The sequence below is a fragment of the Arthrobacter sp. StoSoilB20 genome, assembly GCF_019977295.1.
Lineage (GTDB): Bacteria > Actinomycetota > Actinomycetes > Actinomycetales > Micrococcaceae > Arthrobacter > Arthrobacter nicotinovorans_A.
This window is the reverse complement of the sequence record NZ_AP024651.1, coordinates 1,358,924-1,375,593: the sequence shown is the minus strand read 5'-3', so window position 1 is coordinate 1,375,593 and position 16,670 is coordinate 1,358,924. Positions and strand designations below refer to the sequence as shown.

General features: G+C 63.7%; 14 protein-coding genes. 9 read left to right on the top strand and 5 right to left on the bottom strand.

Annotation, left to right across the window (positions count from 1 at the left end):
* Nucleotides 1-24 precede the first annotated feature (24 nt).
* From mmsB to LDN85_RS06295, 3 genes are all read left to right on the top strand, one after another.
* A complete protein-coding gene (mmsB, locus tag LDN85_RS06305) occupies nt 25-1,296 on the top strand; it encodes a multiple monosaccharide ABC transporter permease (protein WP_026542888.1) in 1,272 nt (423 codons plus the stop codon).
* Nucleotides 1,297-1,350: 54 nt separating this feature from the next.
* Nucleotides 1,351-2,448 (top strand): sugar-binding protein, encoded by a 1,098-nt coding sequence (locus LDN85_RS06300; RefSeq protein ID WP_043432846.1) that lies wholly within the window; start codon nt 1,351-1,353, stop codon nt 2,446-2,448.
* Between the two features lie 199 nt (nt 2,449-2,647).
* Nucleotides 2,648-3,718, top strand: a complete 1,071-nt coding sequence (locus LDN85_RS06295; protein WP_223944912.1) for a Gfo/Idh/MocA family oxidoreductase — start codon at nt 2,648-2,650, stop codon at nt 3,716-3,718.
* Nucleotides 3,719-3,835: 117 nt separating this feature from the next.
* On the opposite strand, the gene LDN85_RS06290 is transcribed toward LDN85_RS06295, so the two are convergent.
* Genes LDN85_RS06290 through LDN85_RS06280 form a run of 3 tightly spaced genes read right to left on the bottom strand, consistent with a single transcriptional unit; the run spans nt 3,836 to nt 5,769 of the window.
* Nucleotides 3,836-4,276: a DoxX family protein gene (locus tag LDN85_RS06290; RefSeq protein ID WP_223944911.1), complete on the bottom strand. Its 441-nt coding sequence runs from the start codon at nt 4,274-4,276 to the stop codon at nt 3,836-3,838.
* A gap of 57 nt (nt 4,277-4,333) precedes the next feature.
* Nucleotides 4,334-5,005 (bottom strand): phosphonatase-like hydrolase, encoded by a 672-nt coding sequence (locus tag LDN85_RS06285; RefSeq protein WP_223944910.1) that lies wholly within the window; start codon nt 5,003-5,005, stop codon nt 4,334-4,336.
* On the bottom strand, nt 5,002-5,769 hold the full coding sequence (locus tag LDN85_RS06280) for a GntR family transcriptional regulator (protein WP_026547536.1): 768 nt from the start codon (nt 5,767-5,769) through the stop codon (nt 5,002-5,004). The genes LDN85_RS06285 and LDN85_RS06280 overlap by 4 nt, the downstream gene beginning before the upstream one ends.
* 164 nt (nt 5,770-5,933) lie before the next feature.
* Between LDN85_RS06280 and LDN85_RS06275 the strand changes: the two genes are divergently transcribed.
* The 5 genes from LDN85_RS06275 (at nt 5,934) to LDN85_RS06255 (ending at nt 10,983) form a co-directional block, all read left to right on the top strand.
* Nucleotides 5,934-7,151 carry a TIGR03364 family FAD-dependent oxidoreductase gene (locus tag LDN85_RS06275; RefSeq protein ID WP_223944909.1) on the top strand — a complete coding sequence of 406 codons (1,218 nt, stop codon included), beginning with the start codon at nt 5,934-5,936 and terminating at the stop codon, nt 7,149-7,151.
* Nucleotides 7,152-7,192: 41 nt separating this feature from the next.
* On the top strand, nt 7,193-8,107 hold the full coding sequence (locus LDN85_RS06270) for a phosphate/phosphite/phosphonate ABC transporter substrate-binding protein (RefSeq protein ID WP_223944908.1): 915 nt from the start codon (nt 7,193-7,195) through the stop codon (nt 8,105-8,107).
* A complete protein-coding gene (locus LDN85_RS06265; protein ID WP_026542895.1) occupies nt 8,107-8,877 on the top strand; it encodes a phosphonate ABC transporter ATP-binding protein in 771 nt (256 codons plus the stop codon). Before LDN85_RS06270 ends, LDN85_RS06265 begins: the two co-directional genes overlap by 1 nt.
* A complete protein-coding gene (phnE, locus tag LDN85_RS06260; RefSeq protein ID WP_223944907.1) occupies nt 8,874-9,728 on the top strand; it encodes a phosphonate ABC transporter, permease protein PhnE in 855 nt (284 codons plus the stop codon). The genes LDN85_RS06265 and phnE overlap by 4 nt, the downstream gene beginning before the upstream one ends.
* 145 nt (nt 9,729-9,873) lie before the next feature.
* On the top strand, nt 9,874-10,983 hold the full coding sequence (locus LDN85_RS06255; protein WP_223944906.1) for an FAD-dependent oxidoreductase: 1,110 nt from the start codon (nt 9,874-9,876) through the stop codon (nt 10,981-10,983).
* Between the two features lie 102 nt (nt 10,984-11,085).
* On the opposite strand, the gene LDN85_RS06250 is transcribed toward LDN85_RS06255, so the two are convergent.
* A complete protein-coding gene (locus LDN85_RS06250; RefSeq protein WP_026542898.1) occupies nt 11,086-13,308 on the bottom strand; it encodes an NADP-dependent isocitrate dehydrogenase in 2,223 nt (740 codons plus the stop codon).
* A gap of 355 nt (nt 13,309-13,663) precedes the next feature.
* Here LDN85_RS06250 and LDN85_RS06245 point away from each other — a divergent pair, with 355 nt between their 5' ends.
* Entirely contained in the window at nt 13,664-14,665 is a 1,002-nt protein-coding gene (locus tag LDN85_RS06245; protein ID WP_223944905.1) for a hypothetical protein, read from the top strand.
* A 219-nt stretch (nt 14,666-14,884) separates the two neighbouring features.
* Here the strand turns inward: LDN85_RS06245 and purH are convergent, their stop codons facing one another.
* Entirely contained in the window at nt 14,885-16,555 is a 1,671-nt protein-coding gene (gene purH, locus LDN85_RS06240; RefSeq protein ID WP_091550874.1) for a bifunctional phosphoribosylaminoimidazolecarboxamide formyltransferase/IMP cyclohydrolase, read from the bottom strand.
* Nucleotides 16,556-16,670 lie beyond the last annotated feature (115 nt).

Genomic DNA, 16,670 nt, shown 5'->3' with positions numbered 1-16,670 from the left:
CTTCCTGACACAAGGACCAAAACAATGAACGCGCTCAAGAAGCTATTTGGTGGCAATACCCGCCAGTTCGGCATGATCTTCGCCCTGGTGGCACTTATCGTCTTCTTCCAGATCTTCACGGACGGCCGCACGTTGACGCCCGGCAACGTGATCAACCTGTTCAACGGCAACTCTTACATCCTGATCCTGGCAATCGGCATGGTCCTGGTCATCATCGCCGGGCACATCGATCTCTCCGTCGGTTCCGTGGCCGCGTTCGTGGGCGTATCGGTTGCCCTCGCCATGCGTGACTGGGGACTGCCTTGGTGGGCAGGTGTGCTGTTCGGCCTGCTTCTGGGGGCGGTGATCGGCGCTTGGCAAGGCCTATGGACGGCCTATGTGGGCATCCCCGCCTTCATCGTGACCTTGGCCGGCATGCTGTTGTTCCGCGGCTTCAACCAGTTCGTCGGCAAGTCCAACACCATCCCTGTTTCCAAGGACTTCCAGTTCATCGGCTCCGGTTACCTGCCGGAGATCGGCCCGAACACCGGATTCAACAACCTCACCTTGCTCATCGGCATCGTGGCGGCAGCATTGGTTGTCATCATGTCCATGCGTGCCCGGGCCGCCGCCAAGGCACTGGGCGCCGATGTTCCCGAACTCTGGGTCGAGGTCACCAAACTGGTCCTGATCTGCGGCGCCATCCTCTACGCCACGTACCTCTTCGCCACCGGCCGCCCCGGAACCTCCTTCCCCATCCCGGGCTTGATCCTGGCCGTGCTGGTCCTGATCTACGGCTTCATCGCGGACAAGACGGTCCTTGGCCGCCACGTCTACGCCGTTGGTGGCAACCGGCACGCAGCCGAGCTCTCCGGTGTGCAGTCCAAGAAGGTCAACTTCATGGTCATGATGAACATGTCCATCCTGGCCGGCCTGGCCGGCATGATCTTCGTGGCCCGTTCCACGGCGTCGGGTCCGTTCGACGGCGTCGGTTGGGAACTGGATGCTATTGCAGCCGTCTTCATCGGTGGCGCAGCCGTGACCGGTGGCGTCGGCACCGTGATCGGCTCGATCGTCGGTGGCTTGGTCATGGCTGTCCTGAACAACGGCCTCCAACTCCTGGGCGTTGGCGCCGACCTCACCCAGATCATCAAGGGCCTGGTGCTCCTGGCCGCGGTTGCCTTCGATGTCTACAACAAGTCCCAGGGCAAGAGGTCCATCACGGGCATGCTCATCAAGGGATTCCAGCGCAACAACAACGAGATCAAGCCCGACGAAACCACATCCACCAAAGAGGTCATCTCCAAGGAAGCGTAATCCGCTCCCTGACAGACTCGCTCCACCCCACCCACACAGAAAGTGAACCAAGATATGCGAATGTTTGGTAAAGCAGGAAAGGCAGCAGCAGTCGCTGCCATCGCGGCACTGGCGCTGACAGCCTGCGGCCGCGCCGACAGCGGCTCAAGCACCAGCACGGCAGGCGGGGAAGCGTTCCCCAAGGACTCGCTGATCGGCGTCGCACTTCCGCAGAAGACCAGTGAAAACTGGGTCCTCGCGGAGAAGCTGTTCAACGACGGCCTCACCGGCGCCGGCTTCAAGGCCGACGTCCAGTTCGCCAACGGCGGCGTGTCCGAGCAGCAGAACCAGATCAGTGCCATGGTCACCAAGGGTGCCAAGGTCATCATTGTGGGAGCCATCGACGGCGCCCAGCTGGGTACGCAGCTCCAGCAGGCCAAGGACTCCGGCGCAACGGTCATCGCTTATGACCGCCTGCTCCTGAACACCGAGAACGTGGACTACTACGTGGCCTACGACAACTTCAAGGTTGGTGTCCTCCAGGGCCAGGCCCTGCTGGACGGCATGAAGGCCAAGAAGGCAAGTGGTCCGTACAACATCGAGCTCTTCGCCGGCTCTCCCGATGACGCCAACGCGAAGGTCTTCTTTGACGGCGCCATGAGCGTCCTGAAGCCGAAGATCGACGACGGCACCCTCAAGGTAGTCTCCGGCCAGACCTCCTTCGAGCAGGCTGTTACCCAGGGTTGGAAGCCTGAAAACGCCCAGAAGCGCATGGATGCCCTGCTCTCCGGCAGCTATGGAACGGCTTCCCTGGACGGCGTCCTGTCCCCGAACGACACCCTGGCCCGTGCAGTGCTGACCTCCGTACGCAGTGCAGGCAAGCCGCTCCCGATCGTGACCGGCCAGGACTCCGAAGTTGAGTCCGTGAAGTCGATCATTGCCGGCGAGCAGTACTCCACCATCAACAAGGACACCCGCAAGCTCGTTGAGCACGCCATCACCATGGTGAAGGACCTCCAGGCCGGCAAGCAGCTGGAGATCAACGACAAGGACTCCTACAAGAACGGCGTCAAGACCGTCCCCGCGTTCCTCCTGCCTCCGCAGATCGTGACCGCTGAGAACGTCAAGACCGCTTACGTTGACGATCCGGTACTCGGCCCGATCACCAAGTAACACCCTCTTCAGAGCAAGACAGCAAGCCCCGGTCCGCCAGCAGGTGGGCCGGGGCTTTCTCTTGCCCGCATTTCTGCTGGGACACCGCTGCCTGGCACGTACGTGTCCGAGCTAGCGGTGCGCGGTGTGGTCGGACATGGCGCGGCGGCACCGCTCCTTGCACAGCCACCCACCCCTGCGGAATGAGAGGATGTCAGTCATGACGCTCCCTATCGCCAAGCCGTGGCTTTCCTCCCAGACCAACCAGGATCCCCGGGCTGCCACCGGCCGGCGCTTGAAGTGGGGCGTCGTATCTACGGGCAACATTGCCAACAGTGTTTCCAAGGATCTGTCCCTGCTGGAAGACGCAGAACTCTACGCCGTGAGTTCCCGCACCCAAGCTGCCGCTGATGCGTTCGCGCACACGCTGGGTTTCGCCAAGGGCTACGGGGACGACGGCGGTGTTCCCGGCTACCAGCGTTTGGTGGAGGACCCGGCCGTGGACGTGGTCTACGTGGCCACACCCCATGCCCAGCACTTCCAGATCGCCGCAGCCGCTATAAAGGCCGGCAAGCACGTGCTCTGCGAGAAAGCCCTCACCATCAACGCCCGTGAGGCCTCCGAGCTGGTGAAAATGGCGCGGGAGAATAACGTGTTCTTCATGGAGGCCGTGTGGAGCCGTTTCCTGCCGAGCATGCAGCGGGCCTTCGAGATCGCAGCCTCGGGTGAGCTCGGACAAATCCAGTGGGTCAGCGCGGACCTTGGTTTCCCTGCACCCTATGATCCTTCGGCACGCATCTGGGCCCTCAACGACGGCGGCGGGGCTCTCCTGGACATCACCGTCTACCCCTTGCTGTGGGCCTTGGGAACCCTGGGATTCCCGCAGTCCGTCACGGCGATAGGCACGCTGAACGACGACGGCGTGGACACCCAGAACGCCCTGACCCTGGGCTATTCAAGTGGCGCGCAGGTTCAGCTCACTTCATCGTTGATGGCGCACGGCCCCCGGACGGCCACCGTTGCCGGCGGTCTGGGGTTCCTGCAAACCGTGGGCTCAGTGAACAACCCTCGTGAGCTGATGATCCGGATTGGCTGGGACGAGCCGCGGCACGAGCACTTCGAGACTGTGGGCATCGGCTACACGTATGAACTCCGCGAAGTAACGCGTTGCATCCAGCAAGGACTGACCGAAAGCCCGGTCATGCCACCGGAAGATTCCATCAACGTCATGCGCCTCTTTGACGGTGTCCGCTCCCAGTTGGGGATCCGGTATCCGAACGACGCGCGGTAAAAGCACCGCTCCGGCGACGACCTCCCTGGCGACCGACCTCCCTGGCGACGTGGCCGCCCAGCGAGTGCCGCCGTCGTGAGTTAACGCAGGCGCGCTATCTCCCGCGTGCCAGCGCAGCTAGCGCCGTGGACCGGCGGTTTGCTTTGCCAGCTTGCGGTCCACGGACAGAGCACCGGGCCCAAGGAACACGAAGGCCACCGAGATCGCGGCGTAGATGATCAGGAGTTCCGCGGTCACGCCGGCCTTGTCGGTGAGCAAGGGCTTGCCGGCTTCGGTCACGAACCAAATCCCGGCAAACATGATCGCGGCAAGGAAACCTGCCACCCGGGTCAGGGCGCCAAGTACCAGGAGCAGGCCCAGTCCCACTTCACCGGCAATCAACAACCAAGCCACGATCTCCGGCTTCTGCACGCCCATGGCGGCAACGGATGCAGCAAAGGCAGCATGCCCGGCCATGAGCTTCTGGATGCCGTGGACCATGATGAGCACGCCGAAGACCACCCGCAGGATGGTGATGCCACGGGCGGAGGACTTGGGTGAGGGGTGAAGGAATTTCACGCGTTCCAATCTTCCATGCCTGGGGCTGGGGTCCAAACGCGAGCCGGACTCAGTGGGTCAGGCCAGCAGCGCCGGGATATCCTTCACGCCGTCCAGGATGTGGTGGTGCGGGTGCACGGCAAGGTCTTCGCGGCCCAGCTTGCCGGTCAGGACTCCGACGGCGGTGACTCCCGCGTTATTGGCAGCGGCAAGATCATTCACGGTATCCCCCGCGGCCAGCACTGCGCGGACGTCCTGGACTCCGGTCAGTTCCATGGCACGGTGGATCATGTGCGGTGCCGGTCGTCCTGCGGCTACTTCGTCGGAGCAGACGACGGCGTCCAACAGGTTATCGTCGTCGGCGCTCCAGCCCAGCCGCGCCAGGAGGGGCTCGGCGACGTCGCGCGAGAAGCCGGTTGTCAGGGCCACTTTGACGCCTTGCCGGCGGAGTTCGCGGAACGCGTCTTCGACGCCCTCAAGTGCTACCGGCGGGTTGGCGTCGTAGAACTCCACGAGCAATTCCTTGAAGCGCTTGAAGGCGGCGGCGACTACCTGCGGCGTGGCAGCGCCTCCCCCGGCTTCAATGAGCGCTGTGATGGCCTCAACTTTGTCCGCACCCATCCATTGCTGCACTGCCTCAGGTGTGGTGGCCACTCCGGTTTCTTCAACGCAGCGGGCAAGGGCTACGTACACGTCTCCGTGTTCGTCGATGGTGGTTCCGGCCATATCGCAGGCAACAAGCTTGATCATGGGGTGGCTCCTTCAGTGTGGATGCGGACCAGGGCGGCCCTGCGTTCCACGGTGTTGTCGATGGTGAAGTTGGTCAGCGCCGGCAGGTAGCGGTCCTCCGAGTATTCGAGGGGTTGCCCATCGGCTGATCTGGTAATGCGGCGTTCGCGCAGGAGCGGAATGCCTTCGGTTTGTTCCAGGAGTTCGGCATCCTCCTCGGTGGCGGCGACGGCGTCGATGGTGTGGCGTGCACTGTGCAGGTCAACGCCTTGGTCCTTGAGGAAAGCGAAGATGGAGCCTGAGTCGGTATCAAAGTCGAACAGTTTCCGGCCCACCTCCAGGATGAACGTGGTGCGCTCGATCATCGCCGGCGCGTCATCCAGATAGCGCACCCGCAGGAGTTCCACCACGGTGGTGCCTGGCATCAGGCCAAGTGCCTCAGCTGCTTCCGGACTGGCTTCGCGCCGGGCCACTTCAAGGGTCCGCTGCCCGGGCTTTTTTCCGATCCCGCTGGCCCACTCAGTGAACGAGTTGAACGTCGAGAACGACTGCGATGGCACGGACGAGCGCACCATCGGTGGGCGGCCGCGCCCGCCGGTCACTGCACCTTCAGAGCGCAGGAAGGCGAGCGCCTGGCGGATAGGTCCGCGCGATGTTCCGAACTCCCGGCACAGCTCCGCTTCGCTGGGCAGCTGGAATCCGGGCGGCCAATCACCGTCAGTGATCCGGCGCATGAATTCCTCGCTCAAACGGACATGGAGGGGTTCATTCTGCTGTGTGCTCACCACTTGATAATACAAGTCGAGTGACCGGATAACACTGTATTTGAGCCGCTGTAGGTGAATTCGGCATGAACTCACATGAACAGAAGTTAAATTCGGATTAACTTGTATATACAAGATGCGATCTGACTTGATTTACCCTTCCTGGAGCCGTCAAGGTCAGTGATGTGAACAACCCAAGCATTCCCACCACAGCCGCCAGCAGCACCATAGGCCAACCCAGCGACGTCCTGATTGTGGGCGCCGGAATCGTGGGCCTGGCCCACGCCGCGCATGCCGTCTCCAACGGCCTGACTGTCACCATCATTGAACGGGACCATCACGCCGTCGGCGCCTCTGTTCGTAACTTCGGCCACTGCTGCATCACCGCGCAGTCCGGCGAACTGTACGAGCTCGCGCAGACCTCCCGGAAGTACTGGCTGGAGTTCGCCGAGCGAGCCGGGTTTTGGGCGTCCGAAGCCGGCGCTGTGGTCCTTGCCCGCACCGAAACCGAAATGGACGTCCTGCGCGAACTCTCCGAGGTGCGCGAGCCTGGACAGGTTGAGCTGCTCTCCCCCGCCGGGACCCGGGACCGGTTGGGTGCCACTGTTTCCGCCCGGGAACGAACGCACGACGACGACGGTGCTTCGGGTGCATCATGGCCCGCTCTGGTGGGCGGCGCCTTCCTCCGGGACGACCTACGCGTCGACCCCCGCACCACGGTGGCACAGTTGGCCGAGTGGCTGAGCCGGCAGCCCGGCGTCGAGCTTCACTGGAACACCGCCGCGCTGGGCTTCAATGAGTCCGCGGAGGGCGTCACCGTGCAGACGTCGCGCGGCGGGCTTCGTGCGAAGCGGGTCTTCGTATGCGTTGGCCACGACGTCGACTATCTGTTCCCGGATCTGGCCACCGAACACCGGATTCAACGGTGTTCGCTGCAGATGTCCTTGGCGGCCCAACCGTCAGGAGTCGAGTTCGCACCTGCAGTTCTCACGGCAACCTCGATGCTCCGGTACCCGGCTTTCACGGACATGCCCGCCGCCGCTGCACTCCGCGAGGAGGTATCGGAGAACCAACCGGAACTTCTGGAGATCGGCGCCAATGTGATGTTTACCCAGCGTCCTGACGGCACCATCATCCTGGGCGATTCCCACCACTATGCCCGCACGGCGGATCCCTTCCTGGACGAATCCGTCACCTCCACGCTCAACGCTGAAATCGAGTCCAGGATCGGCGAACCATTGGAGATCATCCAGCGCTGGCAAGGCATCTACGCGTCCTCCGACGTCGGCCCGGTCCTTGTCCGGGAAGTCCGCCCCGGCGTCACGGTGGTGTCGGTGACCTCCGGCGTTGGCATGACCCTGTCCTTCGGCCTGGCACACCGCAACGTATCCCACTTGTACTGAAATTTCCCGTTCTCTCCCATCCCCTTCACATAAGGATTCCCATGAAAACCTCGCTCTTCACCGGTTCCGCGCTAGCCCTCGCTACCGTTTTGGCGCTCACTGCCTGCGGTGGCTCGGCCCAGTCCTCCCCCGAAGCCACGACCGCCACCTGCCCCAATGGTGAGATCAAGTTCGGCATCGAGCCCTATGAGGACCCGGCCAAACTGAAGCCCGCTTACGACGTCCTGGCGGCCGCGCTGTCCAAGAAGCTCGAATGCCCCGTCAGCGTCCAGGTGGTGGAGGATTATGCCGCCGAGGTGCTTGCCATGCGCAACGGCAAGCTGGATCTGGGCCAGTTCGGCCCGCTGGGCTACGTGTTTGCTGATGCCAAGGCCGGGGCTGAGCCCTTGGTTTCCTTTGGCACTGCCGGGAAGGAGCTCAGCACTTACACCGCCGGGATCTGGGTTCCGAAGGACAGCCCCATCCAGGCCATTGGAGATTTGAAGGGCAAGTCCCTTGCCCTTGGCAGTGTGGGGTCCACCTCAGGTGATGTCCTGCCTCGCTTCGGCCTGCGTGAAGCCGGAATCGCCGATGCCGACATCAAGATGGACTACACCGGCGGCCATCCCGAAGCCCTGTTGGCACTGACCAACGGCAAGGTGGACGCGGCGCAGATCAACTCGCAGACCCTGGCGACGGCCATCGCCGCAGGCACGTTCGCTCCGGAGAATTTCCGCCAGGTGTGGACCTCCAACCCCATTCCCAACGACCCCATCACCGTGCGCGGCGACGCAGATCCCGCATTCAAAGCAGCCGTGAAGGATGCGTTCCTCAGCCTGGATCCCGCCGACGTCGCAAAGGTTGGCGAGTTCCTGGATGTCACCCCTCCAGGTCCGCTCCTGGAGGTCACCAAGGACAACTACACGCCACTGTTTGAGCTCGCCGAGACCATGGGCCTCACCGAGAAGGATCTGTAATGACTCTCTCGGTCCAAGGCTTGCGGAAGTCCTTCAGCGGCAGGACTGTCCTTCAAGGAGTGGACTTCTCCGTAGCCGCCGGCGAACTTGTGGCATTCCTGGGCGCCAATGGCTCCGGGAAGTCCACCACCCTGCGCTGTGTCATGGGCATCACGTCGCCGGACGCAGGGAGCATCAGCATCGATGGGGCTGCATTGGAATCTTTGCAGGGCCGTGAACTGCAGCAAGCCCGCCAACGCATGGCCATGATTTTCCAAAAGATCCATCTCGTCCCGCGCCGCACTGCCTTGGACAACGTTTGCGCCGGAGCCTTGGCCCGTATCCCCACGGTTCGCTCGCTGAGTCCAGTCCTGTTTCCGTCGGACGTCCAACAGGAAGCCCTCGACTGCCTGGACCGCGTGGGCCTGGCTGATCGCGCCTTCGACCGCGTGGGCCGCCTTTCGGGCGGACAGCAGCAGCGCGTCGCCGTAGCCCGGGCACTCTGCCAGCGCGCCGACGTCGTACTCGCCGACGAACCTGTCTCCGCACTGGACCCGCACGCCGCAGAGCAGGTGATGGCACTCCTGCGCGAACTCGCCCACTCCGAAGGGCTGGCGGTGGCAGCGGTCCTCCATCAACCCGATCTCGCGCTGCGATACGCCGACCGGTCCATCGGGCTGCTCCAGGGCTCCATGACGTTCGACCTCCCCTCCACAGAGGTCACGGCCGACCACCTCGACACGTTGTACGCCCCGGACAGGGACGTTTCAGACAGGACCCAGGCAGCATGACTCCCCACACTTTGACCCCGGCCGTCGCCCGCCGGAACCACACCAGCACACCCCGCGTGGCACTGGTCCGCCCGAAGAAGCCGCTGCGGTGGATCACGACGGCGGCAGTGGCGGCCGCCGTCGTCGGGCTTCATGCCGTGGCCATCGAGGGTACTGACTTCAAGCCTGAGCTCTTGGTGGACGGTTGGAAGGGTATGGCCGCGTTCATCGGCGACGCGTTCCCGCCGGACCTCAGCTGGGAAAAGACGCTGAAGCCCGGGCTCGAAGCCACCCTGGTGACCCTGTGGATTGGTTTGCTGGGCACCACGCTGTCCGTGCCGTTCGCCCTGCTGCTCGCGGCGCTGGCCGCCGGGAACACCAGCCCGCACCGGCTCGTCTACCAAGCTGCACGCGCCATCCTGTCCTTCTTCCGGGCCGTTCCGGACATCGTGTTTGCGCTGATCTTCGTAACCGCCGTGGGTCTGGGTCCTTTTGCCGGGGTGTTGGCGCTGATCTGCCACAACACAGGTGTGATGGGGAAGCTGTGGGCGGAATCCATGGAGGAAATCGACGCCGGGCCGCAGGAAGCACTCCGCACGGCCGGTGCCAACCGGATCCAGCAGGTCGCCAATGCCACGCTGCCCATGGTGGTTCCGCAGTTCGTGGGGCTGCTGCTGTACCGCTTCGACGTCAACGTGCGGTCCTCGCTGGTCCTTGGACTGGTGGGAGCCGGGGGCATCGGGCTGTTGATCAACCAGTCCATTAAGTCGTTCCAGTTCGACTCCATGCTCACCCACATCCTGATCGTGTTGGTGCTGATCATCGTGGTGGACCAGTTCTCCGCGTGGATCCGCAGGCGTCTGGCCGCCTAACGCTGCCTTGTTGCCCAACTAACGTTCCACTGAGTCCTCATTGCGACGTTCGCTGTCACCGAGTTGGGTCAGTGGGGGCAGAATGGGAGGTGGCCCCAGATTGTGGCCACGGTCCTGAAGCGGGCCGGGTGTGAACGGAGCAGGCATGCAGGTTGACGTTGTGGTTGTTGGCGGAGGAGCCATGGGATCAGCTGCCGCCTGGCAACTCGCCCGGGCCGGGCGCTCGGTGGTTCTGTTGGAACAATTTGAGGCCGGACACCACATCGGCGCTTCGCACGGCGCAACCCGCAACTTCAACACCGCCTACGCCGAGGCCGACTACCTCGATCTCCTGGCCGAATCCAAGACACTCTGGGACGAACTCGCGGCCGAGCACGGGGCTCCCCTGTTGGACATGGTGGGATTGGCGAACCATGGCAACCTTCCCCGCCTGAAGCAGGTCAGGGAGGCCCACGAGGAACGCGGCGTCGAAAGCTACTTCATCTCCGCCGAAGAAGCCGCCAACCGCTGGCGCGGAATGAACTTCGCCACGGACGTCCTCTTCGTGCCCGGCTCCGGCCGGATCCGTTCGGCGGACGCCCTGGTGGCGCTGCGCAAGTCCGCAGAAGCCCACGGCGCCGTTTTCAAGTATTCGACGCCGGTCCGGGACATCCGCATCGATGGCCCCGAGTCGGTGGTGGTAGTGACCGAAGAGACCGAGTACATGGCTGCCCGGGTAGTGGTGGCAGCGGGTGCCTGGACCCCGAAGGTCCTGAACGGACTCGCCAAGCTCCCGGCCTTGGTGGTGACCCAGGAACAGCCCGCCCACTTCACCCCCACAGACGACACGCTGGTGTGGCCTGGCTTCAACCACAGCCCTGATCCCGATCCGAACAACGAACTCTACGAATACTGGTTCAGCCCCGTCTACGGCATGCTCACCCCAGGCGAAGGCGTCAAAGCAGGCTGGCACGGAGTGGGGCCCGTCATGGACCCCGACGAGCGCACGTTCGAGCCCATCCCGCAGCAGCTCGAAGCGTTGGTGCGGTACGCAGAAGAGTGGCTGCCCGGCGTCGACCCTTCCACCGCAGTTCCCATCAGCTGCACCTACACCACCACGCCCAACGAGGACTTTGTGCTGGACAGCTTTGGGCCGTTGGTGGTGGGCGCCGGTTTCTCGGGCCACGGGTTCAAGTTCACCCCGGCTATTGGCCGGGTGCTGAAGGACATCGTCGACGGCGGCGTGGCACCGGAGCGGTTCCGCGCTAACCGCTAGGAGTTTTGTACAGATAATGCCCCCAAGACCGCGTCTTGGGGGCATTATCTGTACAAAAACTCGGAGCTCGGGCGCCCGTGAAAGGCACCCGAGCTCGAAGGACTACTTCTTCAGGTCTGCGAGGACCTTGTTGAACGTAGCCGACGGGCGCATGATTTCAGCGGCCTTGGCGGCGTCCGGACGGTAGTAACCGCCGAGGTCGACGGCGGGACCCTGGACTGCGGCGAGCTCGCCGACGATTGCCTCTTCGTTGGAGGTCAGGGCTTCGGCGATTGCCGTGAAGTCCTTGGCCAACTCGGCATCTTCGGTCTGCTTGGCCAGTTCCTGTGCCCAGTACGTGGCCAGGTAGAAGTGGCTTCCGCGGTTGTCCAACTCGCCGACGCTGCGGCGCGGGGACTTGTTTTCCAGCAGGAACGTACCCGTGGCGCGGTCCAGCGTGTCGGCCAGGACCTGTGCGCGGGCGTTGCCCGTGGTGGTGGCAAGGTGCTCGAAGCTGACGGCAAGGGCAAGGAACTCGCCCAGGCTGTCCCAGCGGAGGTGGTTTTCCTTGACCAGCTGCTGGACGTGCTTGGGAGCGGAGCCACCGGCGCCGGTCTCGAACAGGCCGCCACCGTTGATCAGCGGAACGATGGAGAGCATCTTGGCGCTGGTGCCGAGCTCGAGGATCGGGAACAGGTCCGTGAGGTAGTCGCGGAGGACGTTGCCGGTGACGGAGATGGTGTCCTCGCCCTTACGGATGCGCTCCAGGGTGAAGGCCGTGGCCTCAACCGGGGAGAGGATCTTGATCTCGAGGCCCTCGGTGTCGTGTTCCTTGAGGTACTCGTTGACCTTGGCGATCAGGTTGGCGTCGTGGGCGCGGGTTTCGTCCAGCCAGAACACGGCCGGGGTCTGGGATGCGCGGGCACGGGTGACGGCCAGCTTGACCCAGTCGCGGACCGGGATGTCCTTGGTCTGGCACGCGCGCCAGATGTCGCCCGGGAAGACCTGGTGCTCGGTGAGGACGTTGCCCTTGCTGTCCACGAGCTGGACGGTGCCGGCTGCCTGGATTTCGAAGGTCTTGTCGTGGCTGCCGTATTCTTCGGCTGCCTGTGCCATGAGGCCCACGTTGGGAACGGTGCCCATGGTGGTGGGATCGAACGCGCCGTTGGCGCGGCAATCGTCCAGGACAACCTGGTAGATGCCGGCGTAGGAGCTGTCCGGGATGACGGCCAGGGTGTCGGCTTCCTTGCCGTCCGGGCCCCACATGTGGCCGGAGGAACGGATCATGGCCGGCATGGAGGCGTCAACAATGATGTCGGACGGGACGTGCAGGCTGGTGATGCCCTTGTCGGAATCGACCATGGCCAGCGCGGGACCGTCTTCGAGGCCCTTGGTGATGGCTGCCTTGACGCCTTCGCGGACGTCCTCGGGCAGGTCTTCGAGGCCGCTGAGGATTGCTGCGAGACCGTTGTTCGGGCTGATGCCTGCGGCTGCGAGCTGCTTGCCGTAGGTGTCGAACAGCTCGGAGAAGTAAGCCTTGACGACGTGGCCGAAGATGATGGGGTCCGAGACCTTCATCATGGTGGCCTTCAGGTGTGCGGAGAAGAGGACGCCCTCTTCCTTGGCGCGGGCAACCTGTGCCTTGAGGAACTCGTCCAGGGCGTCGGCGCGGAGCACGGTGGCGTCCACAACTTCGCCGGCCAGGACGGGGAAGTCCTTCTTGAGGACCTTGGTGCTGCCGTCTTCCTTGACCAGCTGGATGGTCAAGGAGTCGTTGGCGTCCAGGACAACGGACTTCTCGTTGGAGCGGAAGTCGTTCTCGCCCATGGTGGCCACGTTGGTCTTGGAGTCAGCGGACCAGGCACCCATGGAGTGCGGGTTCTGGCGGGCGTAGTTCTTCACCGACAGGGGTGCGCGACGGTCCGAGTTGCCTTCACGCAGCACCGGGTTCACAGCGGAGCCCTTGATTTTGTCGTAGCGCGAGCGGATGTCCGTCTCGGTGTCCGAGGAAGGGTTGTCCGGGTAGTCCGGGAGGGCGTAGCCCTGGGCCTGGAGCTCGGCGATGGCAGCCTTGAGCTGCGGCACGGAGGCGCTGATGTTGGGCAGCTTGATGATGTTGGCTTCCGGCTGCTTTGCCAGTTCACCAAGTTCAGCAAGGGCATTGCCCGTGCGCTGTTCTTCTGTCAGGAAATCACCGAACACGGCGATGATGCGACCGGCCAGCGAAATATCGCGGGTCTCCACCTCTACTCCTGCGGTGGAGGCATACGCTTCAACAATCGGCAGGAATGAGTACGTTGCCAGCATCGGCGCTTCGTCTGTGTGGGTATAGATAATCTTGGCCATTGGCGGGGTTCTCCCTGAAAGTCTGCAGATTTCAACATCTCCTAACTTACCCGAGTAGACCGTTTTGACGGCCCTTCGTGTCCGGGATCACTCTCTGCGTTACCGCTCACAACAGGACCCACGCCCGACGGCGGGCTGGCCGCCGCCGCTGCCGGCCGCCGTCGTGCGCTTCTCCGGGCTCCCCCGACGAGGGTGCGCGGACATGAACTGCCCAGCCTCGACAAGAAGTGACAGCAAGTTATCACAAACTCTGAAACATCTCTTTACAAACTTGTCATACGTTGGGTAACTTCAATTGCGTCAGTCGGCGGTCGCCATCACTGGCCGCCTCACTCCCTCGATAGGTAGGAACAACGTGACAAAAACCAAGACCCTGGCCACAAGCCTGCTGAGTCTGTCCGCTGCCGCAATCCTGGCGTTGGTTGGAACCACCAGCGCCAACGCGGCACCGGTCAACACCACAGACTCCAGCGGCGCTGCGGTCAGCAGCCATGCAGTGTCGGACACCGGCGCTGCAGACTACTGGACGCCGGAACGCATGAAGAATGCCAAGTCCGGTGAGATCCTCTCCGCAAAAGCACTGGAACGCGGCAAACTCCTCAACGTCGGCAAAGCCCCGGTCACCGAAGCCCCGGGCGCCGTCAGCAGCATCGCCGGCCAGGCACCCGCAGCTGATTCCACAACCATCGACCGCAAGGTCAACCAGAGCGAAACTCCGGTCAAGCACATCGGCAAGATCTTCTTCACCCTGGGCGGCTCCAACTACGTCTGCTCCGGAAACTCCGTCACCGCAGCCAACAAGAGCACGGTCTCCACTGCCGGCCACTGCGTCAACGAAGGCCCCGGCGCTTACGCAACCAACTTCGTCTTCGTGCCTGCCTACCTCAACGGCGCGGCACCCTATGGGAAGTGGACGGCAAAGGCGCTGTACTCCCCCACCCAGTGGGCCTCCAATGGCAACATGCAGTACGACACCGCCTTCGCTGTCATGAACACCCTCAACGGCCAGAAGCTCGCCGACGTCGTCGGTTCCTCGGGCGTCCAGTTCAACGCCGCCCGCGGCCTGAGCTACAAGTCCTTCGGCTACCCGGCAGCCTCGCCCTTCAACGGTGAATCGCTCAAGAGCTGCTCCGGCAAGGCCACCAACGATCCCTACAATCCGCAGTTCAACAGCCAGGGAATCCCCTGCAACATGACCGGTGGTTCCTCGGGCGGTCCGTGGTTCATCGGCACCAGCTCCTCCGGCTACCAGAACTCCGTGAACAGCTACGGATACGGCAGCAACTCCAGCACCATGTACGGCCCGTACTGGGGCACCGTCATCCAGTCCACGTACAACACCGCAGCGGCGTCATAGCGCTCCTGAATTGCCACGCACGTCCCTGTTAAGAATGTGCGGATAAAGCACGACGGCGGCCGTCCCCTACCGGGGGCGGCCGCCGTTTCGCTGTGGTTCTTTGTGCTTGGTGCGCTGTGATGCTCAGCGCACCGTGGTGCTCAGCGCTTGCGCGCCAGGCTGGCCCACGCCGCCCGTTCCCTGGCCGAAGCGCAGCGAGGGTTAGGGCGGCGGTGGGGATTAGTGGAAGAAGTGGCGTGCGCCGGTGAAGTACATCGTGATGCCGGCGGCGTTGGCTGCGGCGATGACTTCCTCGTCGCGGACTGAACCGCCCGGCTGGACGACAGCGCGGACACCGGCGTCGATCAGGATCTGCAGGCCGTCAGCGAACGGGAAGAACGCGTCGGAAGATGCAACGGCACCGCGTGCGCGCTCAGGTGCGTTGGCACCGCTGGTGTTGGACGCGCCGCCCGCACCTTCGACGTCGGACTCCACCGTCACGCCCAGCGTGTTGGCGCGCTCGACGGCCAGGCGGCAGGAGTCCAGGCGGTTGACCTGGCCCATGCCGATGCCCACGGCTGCACCGTGGTTGGCGATCAGGATTGCGTTGGACTTTGCCGCGCGGCAAGCGGTCCAGGCGAAGGCGAGGTCGGCGAGCGTTGCTTCGTCTGCGGCTTCGCCGGCAGCGAGGGTCCAGTTGGCCGGGTTGTCGCCGTCGGCATCTACCTTGTCGGACATCTGGACCAGGACGCCGCCGGAAACCTGGCGCATCTCCGACGGGTAGCGGCCATAGCCCTCGGGCAGGGCAAGGAGGCGGATGTTCTTCTTCTTGGAGAGGATCTCCACCGCTTCGGGCTCGAAGTCCGGGGCGATGACAACCTCGGTGAAGATGTCCGCAACCGTGCGGGCCATGCCTGCGGTGACGGTGCGGTTCGCCGCAATGACGCCGCCGAAAGCGGAGACGGGGTCGCAAGCGTGTGCCTTGGCGTGGGCGTCCGCGATCGGGTCTGCAGCGTCGGCGGAACCAACGGCCACACCACACGGGTTGGCGTGCTTGATGATCGCAACGGCCGGCTCGGCGAAGTCGAAGGCGGCACGGAGGGCGGCATCGGCGTCGACGAAGTTGTTGTAGCTCATGGCCTTGCCGTGCAGCTGGTCGGCCTGGGCGATGCCCGCCGGAGCAGCTTTGTCCACGTAAAGCGCGGCCTGCTGGTGCGGGTTTTCGCCGTAGCGGAGGACCTCGGAGCGTTCCAGGGACAGGCCTGCGTAGGCGGGCCAGTCGATGATGCCGTCGCCGTCTTCGTCCAGGAACTGGCTGGCGGTCCAGGAAGCAACAGCGTTGTCGTAGCTGGCCGTGTGCGCGAAGGCCTTGGCAGCCAACCGGCGGCGGGTGTTGAGGTCGAAGCCCCCGTGAGCTGCGGCGTCGACTACTGCGCCGTAGAAGTTGGGGTCCGTGACAATGGCGACGGCGGCGTGGTTCTTCGCAGCCGAACGCACCATGGCGGGGCCTCCGATGTCGATCTGCTCAACAACGTCGTCCTGGGGCGCACCGGACTTCACGGTCTCGACGAACGGGTACAGGTTGACCACGACGAGGTCGAAGGTTTCGATCTCCATGCCGGCCAGGGTGTCCATGTGGGCCGGGACGCGGCGGTCGGCCAGGATGCCACCGTGCACTCGCGGGTGCAGGGTCTTGACGCGGCCGTCCAGCATTTCCGGGGAGCCGGTGACTTCTTCGACTTCCTTCACCGGGATGCCCGCGGCGGCGATCTTCTTGGCGGTGGAGCCGGTGGAAACAATGGCGACGCCGGCTGCATGCAGGCCCTTCGCGAGCTCCTCCAGTCCCGTCTTGTCGTAAACCGAGATCAGTGCACGGCGGATGGGAACACGGTCAAGCTGCGTCAAGCTCACAAAAGTCTCCGTCTTAGTTCGCGTAGATATCGCGGGTAGTCTCGCGGGTGGTGGGATACGGGCAGTTTATCGTGTTTCGTGGTTGGCCCGGTTTTGCGTCTTTGCGACCCTTCCG

Excerpts from the sequence above, each read along its gene's own strand:
- LDN85_RS06250 (WP_026542898.1), bottom strand. The coding sequence starts at position 13,308 with ATGGCCAAGATTATCTATACCCACACAGACGAAGCGCCGATGCTGGCA.
- LDN85_RS06285 (WP_223944910.1), bottom strand. The coding sequence starts at position 5,005 with ATGATCAAGCTTGTTGCCTGCGATATGGCCGGAACCACCATCGACGAA.
- LDN85_RS06255 (WP_223944906.1), top strand. The coding sequence starts at position 9,874 with ATGCAGGTTGACGTTGTGGTTGTTGGCGGAGGAGCCATGGGATCAGCT.
- LDN85_RS06295 (WP_223944912.1), top strand. The coding sequence starts at position 2,648 with ATGACGCTCCCTATCGCCAAGCCGTGGCTTTCCTCCCAGACCAACCAG.
- phnE (WP_223944907.1), top strand. The coding sequence starts at position 8,874 with ATGACTCCCCACACTTTGACCCCGGCCGTCGCCCGCCGGAACCACACC.
- mmsB (WP_026542888.1), top strand. The coding sequence starts at position 25 with ATGAACGCGCTCAAGAAGCTATTTGGTGGCAATACCCGCCAGTTCGGC.
- LDN85_RS06270 (WP_223944908.1), top strand. The coding sequence starts at position 7,193 with ATGAAAACCTCGCTCTTCACCGGTTCCGCGCTAGCCCTCGCTACCGTT.
- LDN85_RS06300 (WP_043432846.1), top strand. The coding sequence starts at position 1,351 with ATGCGAATGTTTGGTAAAGCAGGAAAGGCAGCAGCAGTCGCTGCCATC.
- LDN85_RS06265 (WP_026542895.1), top strand. The coding sequence starts at position 8,107 with ATGACTCTCTCGGTCCAAGGCTTGCGGAAGTCCTTCAGCGGCAGGACT.